The organism is Burkholderia sp. WSM2230, from assembly GCF_000472445.1.
In the GTDB taxonomy this organism is placed as follows: domain Bacteria; phylum Pseudomonadota; class Gammaproteobacteria; order Burkholderiales; family Burkholderiaceae; genus Paraburkholderia.
Genome location: NZ_AXAJ01000001.1, coordinates 344,955 through 359,618, shown reverse-complemented (window position 1 = coordinate 359,618; position 14,664 = coordinate 344,955). Strand labels below are relative to the sequence as shown.

Annotated in this window: 16 protein-coding genes; 5 read left to right on the top strand and 11 right to left on the bottom strand. The window is 62.3% G+C overall.

The genetic code is table 11. The features are described from left to right. Nucleotides 1–22: 22 nt before the first annotated feature. Genes A3AC_RS0101635 through A3AC_RS0101615 form a run of 5 tightly spaced genes read left to right on the top strand, consistent with a single transcriptional unit; the run spans nt 23 to nt 4,862 of the window. Entirely contained in the window at nt 23–817 is a 795-nt protein-coding gene (locus tag A3AC_RS0101635) for an ABC transporter permease (protein ID WP_025596728.1), read from the top strand. Nucleotides 818–840: 23 nt separating this feature from the next. Beyond that, a complete protein-coding gene (locus A3AC_RS0101630) occupies nt 841–1,221 on the top strand; it encodes a (2Fe-2S)-binding protein (protein ID WP_025596727.1) in 381 nt (126 codons plus the stop codon). Next, the gene (locus tag A3AC_RS0101625) at nt 1,218–2,651 is read left to right on the top strand and encodes an FAD/NAD(P)-dependent oxidoreductase (RefSeq protein WP_025596726.1); all 1,434 of its coding nucleotides are present in this window, start codon (nt 1,218–1,220) and stop codon (nt 2,649–2,651) included. The genes A3AC_RS0101630 and A3AC_RS0101625 overlap by 4 nt, the downstream gene beginning before the upstream one ends. After that, entirely contained in the window at nt 2,644–3,783 is a 1,140-nt protein-coding gene (locus A3AC_RS0101620; protein WP_025596725.1) for an NAD(P)/FAD-dependent oxidoreductase, read from the top strand. The genes A3AC_RS0101625 and A3AC_RS0101620 overlap by 8 nt, the downstream gene beginning before the upstream one ends. Before the next feature lie 32 nt (nt 3,784–3,815). Continuing rightward, complete coding sequence (locus A3AC_RS0101615) at nt 3,816–4,862, top strand: ABC transporter substrate-binding protein (RefSeq protein WP_025596724.1); 1,047 nt, start codon at nt 3,816–3,818, stop codon at nt 4,860–4,862. 85 nt (nt 4,863–4,947) lie between these two features. Here the strand turns inward: A3AC_RS0101615 and A3AC_RS0101610 are convergent, their stop codons facing one another. From A3AC_RS0101610 to A3AC_RS0101560, 11 genes are all read right to left on the bottom strand, one after another. Then, entirely contained in the window at nt 4,948–5,247 is a 300-nt protein-coding gene (locus A3AC_RS0101610) for a hypothetical protein (RefSeq protein WP_025596723.1), read from the bottom strand. Between the two features lie 49 nt (nt 5,248–5,296). Beyond that, nucleotides 5,297–6,232 carry a 2-dehydropantoate 2-reductase gene (gene panE / locus A3AC_RS0101605; RefSeq protein ID WP_025596722.1) on the bottom strand — a complete coding sequence of 312 codons (936 nt, stop codon included), beginning with the start codon at nt 6,230–6,232 and terminating at the stop codon, nt 5,297–5,299. 175 nt (nt 6,233–6,407) lie between these two features. Then, entirely contained in the window at nt 6,408–7,373 is a 966-nt protein-coding gene (locus A3AC_RS0101600; protein WP_025596721.1) for a nucleoside hydrolase, read from the bottom strand. Then, nucleotides 7,370–7,759 (bottom strand): cytidine deaminase, encoded by a 390-nt coding sequence (locus A3AC_RS0101595; protein ID WP_025596720.1) that lies wholly within the window; start codon nt 7,757–7,759, stop codon nt 7,370–7,372. Before A3AC_RS0101595 ends, A3AC_RS0101600 begins: the two co-directional genes overlap by 4 nt. 15 nt (nt 7,760–7,774) lie before the next feature. Beyond that, nucleotides 7,775–9,052: a NupC/NupG family nucleoside CNT transporter gene (locus A3AC_RS0101590; RefSeq protein ID WP_025596719.1), complete on the bottom strand. Its 1,278-nt coding sequence runs from the start codon at nt 9,050–9,052 to the stop codon at nt 7,775–7,777. Nucleotides 9,053–9,128: 76 nt separating this feature from the next. Beyond that, complete coding sequence (locus A3AC_RS0101585) at nt 9,129–9,338, bottom strand: hypothetical protein (protein ID WP_025596718.1); 210 nt, start codon at nt 9,336–9,338, stop codon at nt 9,129–9,131. 29 nt (nt 9,339–9,367) lie between these two features. Beyond that, a complete protein-coding gene (locus A3AC_RS0101580; RefSeq protein WP_025596717.1) occupies nt 9,368–9,613 on the bottom strand; it encodes a hypothetical protein in 246 nt (81 codons plus the stop codon). A gap of 127 nt (nt 9,614–9,740) precedes the next feature. Then, the gene (locus A3AC_RS0101575) at nt 9,741–10,373 is read right to left on the bottom strand and encodes a response regulator (protein WP_025596716.1); all 633 of its coding nucleotides are present in this window, start codon (nt 10,371–10,373) and stop codon (nt 9,741–9,743) included. A gap of 2 nt (nt 10,374–10,375) precedes the next feature. Then, a complete protein-coding gene (locus tag A3AC_RS0101570; RefSeq protein ID WP_025596715.1) occupies nt 10,376–12,001 on the bottom strand; it encodes a hybrid sensor histidine kinase/response regulator in 1,626 nt (541 codons plus the stop codon). Further along, on the bottom strand, nt 11,998–14,160 hold the full coding sequence (locus tag A3AC_RS0101565; RefSeq protein ID WP_025596714.1) for a hybrid sensor histidine kinase/response regulator: 2,163 nt from the start codon (nt 14,158–14,160) through the stop codon (nt 11,998–12,000). Before A3AC_RS0101565 ends, A3AC_RS0101570 begins: the two co-directional genes overlap by 4 nt. A gap of 154 nt (nt 14,161–14,314) precedes the next feature. Further along, a complete protein-coding gene (locus A3AC_RS0101560; protein ID WP_025596713.1) occupies nt 14,315–14,635 on the bottom strand; it encodes a hypothetical protein in 321 nt (106 codons plus the stop codon). Nucleotides 14,636–14,664: the final 29 nt, after the last annotated feature.

The window sequence follows — 14,664 nt, the reverse complement described above, 5'->3', positions numbered from 1 at the left end:
CAACGGCTTGGCGCGAAAACATATGAGAAAGAATGGTCCTGTTGCGCTGATCTTCCACACGCTCGTCATTGCGTTCGTGCTCGCGCCGCTCGTGATCGTCGTGCTGGTTGCGTTCACGCCCGACGAGACGCTCACGTTGCCGACACACGGCGTATCGCTACGCTGGTTTCGGGCGATCCTCAATTACCCCGACTTCATTGCGGCGTTCGTCAACAGCCTGAAGCTTGCGTTTGCATCTGCCACGCTCTCGCTGATCGTCGCGCTGCCCGCCGCGCTTGCCATTGGTCGCGCACGCTTTCCGGGCCGCGCCTTTCTGAACGGCCTGCTGCTCTCGCCGCTCGTGATTCCCGGCCTCGTGCTCGGCATCGCGTTGCTGCGCTTCTTTGCAATGATCGGCGCAACGGGTTCATTCTCGTGGCTGATCGTCGCGCACATGATCATCATCACGCCATTCGTGATGCGGCTCGTGCTGGCCTCGGTCAGCGGCCTGGATCGCAGCGTCGAGCATGCGGCGCATTCGCTCGGCGCGGACCCGTGGACCACGTTCCGCCGCATCACGCTGCCGATGATTCTGCCCGGCATCACCGGCGGCTGGCTGCTCGCGTTCATCAATAGCTTCGACGAACTGACGATGTCGATCTTTGTCACCTCGCCGCAAACGGTCACATTGCCGGTGCGCATGTACATGTACGCAACCGAATCCATCGACCCGATGATGGCTTCAGTCTCCGCACTCGTGATCTTCATTACCGCGGGGGCGATGCTGCTGCTCGATCGCGTGTACGGCCTCAACCGCATTCTGATCGGTCAGCACTGATGTCTTCTTCTTTCCACGTTCTCATGCCGTCCAACTTGCCGTCGTCTCAAGCTTCGCAGCCCGCGCGCGAGGCGCAATTCGTGCGCATTGCCGAAACGCGGCGCGAATCGCTGCGCTTTTTTATCGATGGCCATGAAGTCTCCGCGTTGCAGGGCGATACCTTGCTGACCGCCGTATTGATGCATCAGCGCCGCGTGCGCGACAGCGAATTCAGCGGCGCGCCGCGCGCCGGCTTCTGTCTGATCGGCGCGTGCCAGGACTGCTGGATGCGCACCGAAGACGGCAAGCGTGTGCGAGCCTGTTCGACGCCCGTCACCGACGGAATGCGCGTGCTCACGCGCAGCCGTGTTGCGACGCTTCAATCCGCGAGCGTGAAGGTCGCCGCCAGCGGAGACACGCAATGAGTGACGCTAGCCGCGTAGTGATTGTCGGCGCGGGACCGGCCGGCGTGCGCGCCGCCGAAACGCTCGTCGCGGCAGGCGTGCGCCCTATCGTAATCGACGAAAACGCTCGCTGGGGTGGCCAGATCTATCGGCAGCCACCGGCCAACGGCGGGTTCGAGCGCTCCAAAAAAGCGCTGTACGGTTTCGAAGCGCGCAAGGCCGACGCACTGCATACGACGATGGCAACGCTGCTGCCGCACATCGACTATCGCCCCGACACGCTGGCATGGGCCTGCGAAGCGGGCCGTCTCGATACGCTTGCGGCGGGCCGGGAGATCAGCGTGCCGTTCTCGCGTCTGGTCATCGCGAGCGGCGCAACCGACCGCGTGCTGCCGTTGCCCGGCTGGACTTTACCCGGCGTCTATACCCTCGGTGCCGCCCAGGTTGCGCTGAAAGCGCAAGGCTGTGCGATCGGCCGGCAGGTCGTGTTCGCGGGCACGGGGCCGCTGCTGTATCTCGTCGCCTATCAGTATGCGAAAGCCGGCGCGCGGGTGGCCGCAGTACTCGACACGAGCCCTTTCTCCCGGCAGGTCGCGGCTGCGCCCAGGCTTGCGCGCATTCCGTCGACGTTCGCAAAAGGGCTTTATTACGTCGGGTGGTTGAAGGCGCATGGCGTACGCATCGAGCGTGGCGTGACGCTAGTCGGCATTCAGGGTGAGCAAAACGTCGAGAGTATCCAGTGGCGCGCATCTTCATATAGTTCGACATCCGAAATGATTCTTTGCGACGCGGTTGGAATCAGTTTTGGCCTGAAGCCCGAAACGCAGCTCGCCGATCTGGCGGGCTGCCGCTTCCGCTTCGACGCGCTCAACCGTTGCTGGCTACCCGAACTGGACTCAGGCGGACGCAGTTCCGTGCGCGGCATCTATCTGGCCGGCGACGGCGCCGGTATCGCCGGCGCGGACGCCGCCGAACTCGCCGGACGACGCGCCGCGCTAGCCTTGCTGGACGATCTCGGCATCCGCCATCCGCGCGGGCGCGGCATGCCTCAAGCGGCATCGCTCGAAAGTGGGTTGCAACGTATCGCCGTGTTTCGCGCAGGCATCGAAACAGCTTTCGCGCCGCCCGAAAACTGCGCCGCGCAATGGCCCGACGACATGACCGTATGCCGCTGCGAAGAGATCGACGCGGGTACGCTACGGCGCTGCATCCGCGACGGCGAGGCAGACGAAATCAATCGCCTGAAGGCACTCACTCGCGTCGGCATGGGACGCTGCCAGGGCCGCATGTGCGGCGAAGCGGCGCTGCGACTGCTTGCCGAGGAAACGGGCCATCCCCTCGAAGCCGTGGGCCGCTTGCGCAGCCAGCCGCCGGTCAAGCCGATTCCGCTCTCGCCTGCGCTGTATGCGGACGACGTAGCGGAAATTCCCGAAGAGGCGCGCGATGAATGACACCGTGCACTACGACGTGGCGATTGCAGGCGGCGGGCTCGTCGGTTCTTCGGCGGCGCTCGCGCTTGCGAAGCGCGGCTTGCGCGTGGGTCTTTTCGAGCGGCGTTTTTGCGGCGCCCAGGCAAGCGGCGTGAATTACGGCGGCGTGCGTTGCCAGGGCCGCCCGGTCGAGCAGATGCTGCTCGCCATGCGCGCTCGGCGCATCTGGGACCGCTTGCCGGAGTTGATCGGCATAGACGGCGAATTCACCGTGTCCGGACATTTGCGCCTTGCGCGCAGCGAAAGCGATCTGGCCGCGCTGGAGCGATGGGCCGACATGGCGCGCGATTACGGACTGCAAACGCAGTTGCTGAGTGGCGAGTCGTTTCGCGGGCGCTATCCGTGGCTTGGCACGGCGGCTATCGGCGGCTCGTTGTGTGCAAGCGACGGTCACGCGAATCCGCGTCTCGTTTCGCCGGCGTTTGCGCGCGCCGCGCGTGCAGCCGGCGCGGACGTGCGCGAACAAACCGAACTTGGCAACATTCATCACGACGGAAGGCGCTTTCAGATGCGCGCCGGCGATACGCACGTCAGCGCGGACTGGCTCATCAATTGCGCCGGTGCATGGGCGAATGCGGTTGCAGGCTATTTCGGCGAAACCGTGCCGATGAAGCCGATCTATCCGAACATATGGGTCACCGAGCCGCTACCGCTTTTCATCACGCACAACCTGGGCGTGTATGGCGGCGGCATCTACGCGCGGCAAGTTGCACGCGGCAATTGCGTGATCGGCGGCGGACGCGGCAGTGGCGACGGCGAGTACGGCCGGCCGTCGACGGAAACCACGCGGGCCGTGATGCGCGACGCGTGCGCTTTGCTGCCGCCGTTGCGCGAGGCGCTGCTGATCCGCACATGGAGCGGCGTGGAGGGCGAGACGCCCGACAACAATCCAGTCATCGGGCCGAGCCGCGCGGTGCCGCGTCTTCTGCATGCATTCGGTTTTTCGGGCGGGGGCTTTCTGCTCGCGCCCGGTGTCGGCGAAGTGCTTGCCGATCTCGTCATCGACGGCGCCACGGCCACGCCTCTAGACGCTTTTTCGATTGGCCGCTTCGCGCAGCTTGCTGCTTCATCTGTCGCCTCGAACCACGCCTGAAAACCCACATTTACCAAAGCAGGAGATCAACAATGAAACTGTTCAGGACGATCGCGGCACTCGCCGCATTGTGTGCATTCGGTGCCGCCGCACCCGCTTGGTCGCAGACAAAGACGATCTACATTGGCATGAATGGCGGGCCGATGGAGAAGGCTTATACGAGCCAGGTCCTGCCCGACTTCGAGAAAGCGAACAATGTCAAAGTAGTAGTCGTGCCGGGCACGTCGTCGGATATTCTCGCGAAGCTGCTCGCGAACAAGGCGAACCCGCAAATTCATGTGGTCTTTCTCGACGACGGCGTGATGGCGCGCGCTGTGAGCATGGGCGTATGCAAGAAGCTCGACGACTCGCCGGTCCTCAAGGAGCTCTACCCGTTCGCGCGCATGAAAGACGACATGGGCGCAGGCGTGCAGCTCGGCATGACCGGCATTGCGTACAACAAGAAGCTGTTTGCGGAGAAAGGCTGGGCGCCGCCCACTTCATGGATGGATTTCGCCGATCCCAGGTACAAGGGCAAGGTCGTGTTCCAGTCCGCGTCGAGCAGCACATTTGGTCTGCACGGCTTTCTCGCCATCAACCGTTTGATGGGCGGCAGCGAGCAGAACGTCGAACCTGGCTTCACGAAATGGGCGAGCACGGTCGGCCCGAACGTCGTCGAATACGTGCCCAACTCGGCGAAGATTTCGGAAATGGTGCAGACCGGCGAAGCGGGTCTCTTTCCGTTGACGCCCACTGCCGTCGGCGATCTGTCTGACAAGGGCATTCCGGTCGGCTATGTGAATCCGAAAGAAGGTCCGGTGCTGCTGCTGGTCGATCTGTGCGTGGTCAACAACAGCCCCGACCCGCAACTCGCGCAGAAGCTCGCGCAGTTCCTGCTGTCGGCGCCGGCGCAGACGAAAGCCGCCGAAGCCGGCAAGCAGATCCCGACCAACCGTCTCGCGAAGATGACGCCGGCAATGCAGCAAAGCCTCGGCAATCTGGAAGACCTCGTGCGCAAAGTCACGGTGGTCGACTGGGATACGATCAATGCACATCGCGCGCAGTGGGATACGCGCTGGAACCGGCAGATCGAACGCTGAACCCGGGCTTTCGCGCTGAATAAGAACGAAAACGCGCGCCTGGTTGTCGCAACAAGACGCGCGTTTTTTGGGCGGCGGTGGCTGCTCAGAAGATGACCGATACGGCCACTGCCAGCCAGATGGACGCTACGCCCGCTAGAAACAGGTGCCGCGCCAGGCGTATCTTCGCGTCGCTGGTTTCGGGCTCGACGGGCGTCGTGGCCATCCACGGCACCAGCCCCAGGCAGCCGAAGCCTATCAGCGCAAGGATGAACACGACGACATCCACCGCGCGCCAGCCCGTCGGCTCATACATTCCCCAATAGCCGAGAAACGCGATACCGATCGAAAAGATAGTGGCCGACGCGGCGCTGAGCGCGGGCACTGATCCGATTGGAGCCGGCATGTTGACCTCCGGTCTTGAAGCTACGACTCACAACTCATCGCCTGTTACTTCAGGACGTACGCGTTTGCCTCGCTTCATATGTCTTCAGATGGCTATAGGCGATGCGCAATAACGATAAACCTTGCTCGCTCTTTTGCGCCTCGCCGCCGCGTGAGATCAGATCGCCGAGAATGTGATCCGCTTCGGTGTGCGAGTGGTTTTCCACGTCGCGCAACATGGACGCTGTGAGCGGCGACGGCGTAAACAGCGTTTGCGTAGCGCGCACATCGAAATCCGGCGCCATTGTGAAGCCGCTCTCTTCCGCAGCCGCGCGGGCTTCGCGCAACAGGGTTTCGATCACGCGCTTGCCGTCGGGCGCCGCAAGAATGTCGCCGATGGAGCCGCGCATCAAACACGTGCTGGCCGCGAGCGTGGCGAGGAACACCCACTTTTCCCACATGCGCAACAGGATGTTCTCGCTGACGACCACGTCGAAATTCGCACCGGCCATTGCGTCGGCAATTGCCTGCACGCGCTCGGAGACGCCACCTGCCAGTTCGCCGAACGTTACCGTGTGCATGTCGTTCAGATGCACGATCTGCTGCCCGGCGTTGAGCGTCGCGGCTATCACGCATTGGCCGCCGAGCACGCGCGTTTCGCCGAACTTTTGCGTGAGCACGTCGATATGACGCATGCCGTTGAGCATCGGCAGAATCAGTGTGGATTCGCCGACGAGCGGTGCAAATGAATCGATTGCGTCGTCAAGACTGTATGCCTTGCAGCTCAGCAGCACGATGTCGAACGGCTCGGCGCTCACGCCGGCCAGGATCGTCTTGACGTCACGCAGCGCGAGGTCGCCGCGCGGGCTATTGATCACCAGTCCGTCACGCTGAAGTTTGTCGGCCCGGCCCGCACGCACGAGAAAGGTCACGTCCTGTCCCGCCGCCGCGAGCCGTCCACCGAAATAGCCGCCCACGGCGCCCGCTCCTACAACCAGAATTCGCATCTTTGGCCTCTCGGGTGAATGTCGTCGCTCGAAGCAATGTAGCAAAGATTGGAGCAATGCATCGGACAAGCATGCAAGCGGGGTGCCGGCTTGCCGCATGACGCTGGGCTAGTTCGCGATGCGTGGCGCTTGACGGCGACGTCGTTGGGTACTCGGTCACCTGGGCACTCAGCGCTCACGGCCTTGCGCAAAGTGTCTCTTCGTACAGCGCGAGCATGCCTGGCACGTCGACGCCGACACATACCTTGCAGGCGGGCCTCTCGTCCCAGGCGGGTGCGGGCACGGGCATCGTGGAGGGCTTCTGTATGGTCTGGCCGACGGCGATCCCCTCGGTCAACACACGCACAGGACCGCTGCGCGTGTTGTACAGATGCGGTGCCAGCACATACGCCACTGCCGACGAGTCGTGCACGTAAATGCCCTTCAGCTGCGCGCTTTTCTGATGGAACGCCTCGTAATGCCGCGACACGTCCCACACGAACTGGCCGGCCGCGCCGCCGCGATCGCGGATTGACGCGAGGTAATCCTGGCTCATGATGGTGCGCTGCGTAACGTCCAGCCCGACGATAGCCACCGGCCAGCGCGCGCCGAATACGATGTCTGCGGCATCGGGGTCGCCGAGAATATTGGCCTCCGCTGCGGGCGTGACGTTGCCGAGTACGCCGTCGGTGCCGAACGCACCGCCCATGATCACCACCTGCTTCACGAGCGGCGCGATGTGCGGATCGTCGGCGAGCGCCAGCGCGAGATTGGTCAACGGGCCGACTGCCAGCAACGTGACTTCGCCGGGATGCGCGTGCACCGTGTCGATAATGAACCGGTGCGCGGGCCGGGAATCCAGCGGCGCAGCGGGTGAATCGTCCAGCAGCATGTTGCCGAGCCCGTTGTCGCCATGAATCCATGCGAGCGGCTGCGGCGCGGCACGCCTGAGCGGCGCGGCGGCGCCCCGCGCTACCGGCACGCCCGGCGCAAATCGGCCCGCGAGAAAGCGCGCATTATGCGTGGTCGTTTCGATTGTCGCGTTGCCGAATACACTCGTCAGTCCGAGCAGTTCGATATCCGGATGCCGTGCCTGGAACACGAGCGCCATTGCATCGTCGACACCGGGGTCGGTGTCGTAAATCACCTTGTGCATGCTCATAGAAAGAACGCGTCCGGCAGTTGTTCGCGCGCGGTCGTATCGCGCACCGCGCCGCGCAGGTTGCCAAGACGGACCGGCAATGCGGGGCCGCCCAGTTCGATGATCACCTGGCGGCACGCGCCGCATGGCGCAATGGGTCCTTCCGTGTCGCCGATCACCGCCAGCGCGGCAAACTGATCGCGCTGGTAGCCCGCTGCGATCGCGCTGAAAAACGCCGTACGTTCGGCGCAATTGCACAAACCATACGACGCGTTCTCGACGTTGCAACCGTCGAACACGTGTCCGTCTTTAGTGAGCAGAGCCGCGCCGACCTTGAATTTCGAATAGGGCGCGTAGGCTTTTTCTCGCGCAGCGCCCGCGCGCTGCAGCAGTTGTTCCATGTTCATGCAGATATCCTCGAATCAATTGAGCGTAATGAACATGCCCGCGATAGTCGCGCTCATCAGGTTAGAGAGCGTTGCCGCGAGCACCACACGCAAGCCGTAACGCGCGACTTCGGCGCGGCGTTCCGGCGCGACGGCGCTAAAGCCGCCCGTTAGTACGGCAATCGACGCGAAATTCGCAAAGCCGCATAACGCAAACGAAAGGATAGCAAGGGTGCGCGGATCCAGCGCCTGCAGGCCCGCCGCGCTCACGCTCGCGGCGTCCTTCAGATACGGCGACAACGATGCGTATGCAACGAACTCGTTGAGAATGATCTTTTGCCCAAGGAAATTACCGGCAATCGCGGCCTCGCTCCATGGCACGCCGATCAGCCACGCCAGCGGCGCAAACACCATGCCGAGAATGGCTTGCATGGACAGATCCGGGCGGCCGAACCAGCCGCCTATTCCAGCCACCAGTCCGTTGAGCAACGCAATAAGCCCGACGAACGCGATCAGCATTGCGCCCACCATCACCGCGATTCTGAGCCCCACGGTGGCGCCCGAACTCGCGGCTTCGATCACATTTGCGGGACGCTTTTCGTCGAAGTTGAGATTGTCGAGATGGACACGGCTTGCTTCCGTCGACGGATGAATGATCTTTGCGAACAGCAGTCCGCCGGGCACTGCCATGAAAGACGCCGCGAGCAGATATTCGATTCGCACGCCGAGGCCCGCATAACCTGCAAGCACCGAGCCCGCGACTGCGGCCATGCCGCTCGACATCACCGCGAATAGTTCGGCGCCCGTCATGTCGCGTGTAAACGGTTTGACCACCGCCGGCATTTCGCTTTGCCCGAGAAAGATGGTCGTGACGGCGGAAAACGATTCGAGCTTCGACACGCCGAGCAGCTTCTGGAAAACCGTGCCGAGCACGATCACGATCCAGCGCATCACGCCGAGGTAGTACAGCACGGAAATCAGCGCGGTGACGAAGATAATGGCCGGCAGCACGCGCACCGCAAAGACAAAGCCGCCATTGCCGAAGACCTGAAACATCTTCGCCTGCACGAGTCCGCCGAACAGGAATTCAATGCCGGCATTCCCATAGCCGAGCACATTGTTCACGCCGGCCGCCGCGGCTGCGAGAATCGTCTTGCCAAGCGGCACGAACAGAATGAAAGCGCCAATACAGATCTGCGCGAGCAGTGCGCTACTTACAGTCCGTAAGCGAATGGCGCGCCGATTCGTCGAAAAGATAAAGGCGATTAAAAGCAGTACGGCAATGCCGAGCAGGTTGCGAGCGATAAGTGCCATGTCTCATGTTCTTCATATGAAAGTGGCACCGATGCTAAACCAAACGGCCGTGCGAAAGAAAGGTTTGAAGACCGAATTAGTGTGATTTGGAAAAAAACACGACAGCACCTTCCTGCGGCGTCAGTCCGAGACTGAAATAGCCTTCGAGCCGCTCAGCGTCGGCGTCCTTCAATTCGAATGGCGCGCGAATGAAACCGGACACCACCGCATGGTCGTACCACACGCTCATCCACATGCGCAGCGCCAGTACTTCCGGCGACACCAAACCCCATTCTTCCTGGGTCATGATCCTGTCTCCGTCACGCAGCTTGCCGCCTAGACGGCCATTGTGATTACCCTCATGGCAGGCCGCTCGTCCGGCGGAAACACCTGCCAGAAGCCGTCGCCGTGCCGGAAGAAAAACAGCGTGAGCACACCTGTTTCGCGCTGCGCCTCGACACAGATACAGCGCCCAATGCCTCGGCGCGCAGACGCCTGCAACTGGATGCGTGCCGACGCTGCGCCGGTCGCGTCGAGCCACTTTTCGACAAGTTCGCGCAATGATCGCCCTGACGCCGCCATAGACCCTCCGCCGGTTCCCATAACGCATCGTAGGAGGGCTGCGGCAAAGCCTCCATCGGCAGCGGCGGAATGTAGGTTCAGGAATGCCTGTTTTGCGATTCAGGTTTTCCTGACGCGTCAACATTGCCTATTCGGCGACGAGTCCGTGCCTGATCGCGTAGCGAATCAGGTCCGCATTATTGGCAAGTCCGAGCTTCTGCATGAGCCGCATCTTGTGCGTGCTGATCGTTTTGGCGCTGAGCGCAAAGGCGTCGGCGATTTCATTCAGGCTTTTGCCGAGCGCGAGCATTTGCAGCACCTGAAACTCGCGGTCCGAGAGAATTTCGTGCGGCGGTGCATCGCCTGAATACGTTTCGAAGACGATTCCTTCGACCAGTTTCGGGTCGATGAAGCGGCCGCCTTCCGCGAGCTTGCGAATCGCCGCAAGCAGCACGTCGGGGTTGCTGTCTTTCGTCACGTAACCGGTCGCGCCCGCACGTAACGCGCGCGAGACGACCTGTGCCTCGTTATGGATGCTCAGCACGAGCACCGGCAGCGACGGACGCTCGGCGCGCACGCGCCGGATCAGATCCACGCCGCTAATGCCCGGCATTGTCATGTCGAGCGACAGCAGATCGACCTGACATGTGCGCAGTTTTTCCATGACTTCCGAGCCTTGGGCTGCTTCGCCCGCCACCACGATGTCGGGCGTCGTTTCGATTATCTGCTTCAGACCTCCGCGCACCAGTGGGTGATCGTCGGCAATCAAAAGTCTGATCATGTTTAAAGCCCGTCCTGAAGCGGTATATGGATCGAAACCGAGGTGCCGGTGCCAGGCGCGCTGTCGATCAGCAAGGTGCCGCCAATCAGACGCGCCCGCTCGCTCATGCCCAGCAGTCCGTATGAATAGTCCCTGCGCGCGGCTTCCTGATCGAAACCGCAACCGTCGTCGCTGACATGCAGGTCCAGTGCCGTCGGCGTGCTCGTCAGCGTGACGTCCGCGCGCGTCGCGCAGGCGTGGCGCGCGACATTGGTCAGCGAAGCCTGCACGATGCGGAACATCGCGGTTGCATGTGCATCGGAAAGCACCGGCTCGCTGCCGTTCAGCCGGAACTGGCAGGCAAGCCCGCTGCGCCGCCCGAAATCGTCGACGAGCCATTCGAGCGCCGAGACGATACCGTAGTTGAGCGCAGCGGGCCGCAAATGACTCGCGACATTGCGCACCATCCAGATGGTTTTTTCGACCAGCTCGCGCATATCGTCGGCCCGCTTTGCCACCTCCTGATCGCCGGGAAGACGCATTTTGAGCAGCGACACATCCATCTTCAATGCCGTGAGAAGCTGGCCCAATTCGTCGTGGATTTCCATCGCGATGCGCTTTCTCTCCTCCTCGCGAATGGCTTCCATATACGCCGACAATTCCCGCAATTGCTCGCGCGACTCCACCAGTTCCTGCTCGATGCGCTTGCGCTCCGTAATGTCGTTCAGCCCGACGAAGATCGCGGGTGCATCGTCGTATGTTGCGACACGCGCGGTTGCAATGGCCCAGAACACCGTGCCGTCCGGGCGCCTGAACTTCACCTCGGTGTTGCGAAAACTTCCCTCATGACGCAACTGCTCGACAAGCCGGTCGCGATCCGCGGGGTCCGCATACAATTCGCCGATATTGGCAACATGCGTGGTCACGTAGTCGACACCGAACAGTTCGCGCAACGGCTTGTTCGTGTACAGAACCTGCCCTTCCGGCATCGACGTGATGCAAAGCGGCACCGGGCTCGTCTCGACGATCGTGCGAAAGCGGAACTCGCTGGCAAGAAGCCGCGCTTCCGCGCGTCGGCGTTCCTCGATCTGCGACTGCAGCGTCGCATTCGCCCGCGCGAGTTCGTCGGTGCGCTGCGCGACGCTTGCCTCGAGCCCATCGCGCACGCGCGACAATGCGGCTTCGGCCCGCTGACGCACCAGTACTTCCTCCTGCAACTGGCGGTTCTGCGCCATCAGCTTCTGGTGCATGCCTCTTAACGCAAGATGGGTGCTGATGCGCGCCATCATTTCGTCGACATGAACTGGCTTGGTCAGATAATCGACACCGCCCGCCGAGAAACCTTCCACCATGTCCTCGCTGCCGGTGAGCGAGGTCATGAAAATCACCGCGATATTGCGGGTACGCTCATCGGATTTGAGGCGCCGGCAGGTTTCGAAACCGTCGATGCCAGGCATTCTCACGTCGAGCAGAATCAGATCCGGCTGGGAGAATTGCGCGCGCTGGATCGCCTCGGGGCCGTCGAGCGCGACGAGCACCCTGAAGCCGCGCGCCACCAGGCTCTCCACAACGACAGCGAGATTCGCGGGGTTGTCGTCCGCGATCAATACGGTGGGCGACTCGTCGTTGGGCAGGGACATCTCGTTCATCGGACCGTCCTGCCTTCGAGTTGCTCCTCGACGAGATGCAGCAGCGCCTTCGACTGATAGCCTTTCGCGAGAGAAAGGATCCGCGTGGTGAACGCCTGATAATGCGGATTGTGCTTCGCGACGCGCTCCGCCCACAGCGCGATTTCCTGCATGTCGCCTAGACGCGCGAGCAGATGCAATTGCTGCAGTTCCTTGTCGGGCACGGTGATGAGCGGTCCGTTGGACGGCTCCGGCGCGTGTTGTGCATCGTCCGCGTGCGCGTAGGTCCATTCGAGGTCCAGCAAACGCGCGAGCTGCGAGAGCAGATTATCGAAGTCGATCGGCTTGGGGAGAAACGCATTGGCGCCGGCCTGCAGGCTGCGCTGTTCGTCGACGCCCGACGGGCTCGCGGAGGTCGCAATCACCGGCACCTCCGCAAAGCCCGGAATCTGCCGCAATCTGCGAGTTGCTTCGAGTCCGTCCATATCCGCCATCACGATGTCGGTCACGATCAACGCCGGGCGCTCGCTCAGGATTTTGGCGAGCCCTTGCCGGCCGCCTGTCGCCTCGGCAATCTCAAAGCCGAGCCGGCCCAGAAACTCGACCATCACCGCGCGGTTCATCGCGACGTCGTCGATTACGAGCACCTTGCGGCGCGCTCCCTTGTAGCCCGTGGCCATGCGCGGCTCGGGGGCTGCCGCGGGCGCGGCAGGCGGCGCGCCCGCCGCGGCGTCCAGCTCGAACCAGAATACACTGCCGCGGCCAGGCTGGCTCTGCAAATGAATTTCGCTGCCCATTGCGCGAAGAAACTGCTGACTGATCGTTAGGCCGAGCCCAGTGCCGCCAGTGCCTCGATCCGTATGCGTGATCTGTTCGAAGGGCTCGAATATAGTCTGAAGTTTATCCGCATCCATGCCGATGCCGGTATCGCGCACTTCGAAACAGACCTTGCCTGCCGCGCTCATTTCGATCAGCAGGCTCACGCTGCCCTGATCCGTAAAGTTGAATGCGTTCACAAGCAGATTGAGCAGCACCTGACGCAAGCGCCGTTCGTCCGCGCGCACGGCGTCGGGTACATCGGGCGCAACACGCCAGATAAACTCGACGTGCTGTTGCGCCACCTTCACTTCAATAATCTCGCGGATGGCGTCGAGCATGCCGGCGAGCGGCACATCGTCCATTTCGATGCGCAAACGGCCGGCTTCGATACGCGCGAAATCCAGTGCGTCGCCAATCAGTGCAAGCAGATGTTCGCCGCTGCGTTGAATCACGCCGACGCCTTCGCGATGGTGTTCGCTCAGGCTTGTATCACGCCGCAAGATCTGCGCATAACCGAGAATGGCGTTCAGGGGCGTGCGCAATTCGTGGCTCATGTTCGCGAGGAACTCGCCTTTCGCGCGGTTCGCCGCTTCCGCCGAGCGGCGCGCTTCGCGCTCCGCAGCCGCTTCGCGCTCGTCGAGGTACGCACGATGCAGCCGCGCGGCCATCGAATTGAAAGCCGTAACCACGCGCTCGAGTTCGTCGGGCTCGCGCGGCGCGCGCCGGTTTAGCTTCAACGGTTCGGCCGGCTCGCGAAAGTCGTAGTCTTCGACAGTACGCGCGAGCACCATCAGATGACGCGTGACGAGCCGCGTCAGAATGTAGAAGATAAAAAGGGAAACGAGGAAGATGTTGGCGGCCTGAGTGACGAGAATCAGCAGCGCCGTGTGGGTGAGATCGTCGTAGAGATCCGTCAACGTCGCCTGCACGTACAGCGTGCCTATGCGTTGCTCCTTGCCCAGCACGCGATGCACGAGCGGGTACTCGCGCGCTATGGCCGGGCCGCTTGCCGGCTTGCCGGCGGACACGATCAAAGATGTGGTGCCGCTGCCCGACTGGCGCACCCGAGCCGCGCTGACATCCGCAAGGCGCACAATGCGGCCGAGTTCCAGCCGCAGTTGTGCATCGTCGAGGCGCCACAGTGCTTCGCCGAGGCCATCGCGGTAGCTTTTGTCGATGTCCGCGAGACGATTCTCGATCAGCGCGATGCCCGCGCTATAGTCGCGCTCTATCTGCAGCGCGGTCAACAACAAGGTGAGCACGCAACTAAACAGAATCGTGATTGCCAGAAGCCGGAGCACGACACTGTGCCGCAACCGCCTGAGCGGATACCGCCACTCTCCCTTGAGGTTGACAGCCATATTGCCCCCGCAAGCATGGTGATGTCAGTTCCGGTTGCAAGCTCATGCGGCGACTGCAGTTTTTCGGCACGCGCGCTAAAGAAACGGCCGATGCCAGGTTATGACGCCATGCGAGAGCGTTGCCAGTTTGCGTGCCCCACGTGGGGCATGTGAGTTACAACGACAACCGGATGCCCACCACCGCTGCCGGTTCAGGCACAACGCGCAGCAGCAGGTCGTCCACACAATCGGCGAGTTCCCGAAGCATTGCCTCGGCGTCGCTATCCAGTTCCGTGTGATGCGACTTGCGCAATTCCCGCAGCGTTTCGCCCACCCGCCGGATCGCTTTCGGACCGCTGTCGACTAGCGGCCAGCAATGCATCAGATACCCCAGCGGCGTCACGCAGCGCCGTTCGCACCAGATATCGAATAGCCGGAAGCAGATCGAATTGATATGCTCCACTTCGTTTTCGCGCTGCGACAGATACGGAATCATTTCTGCTCATCCGGTTAGTCCATTTTGAC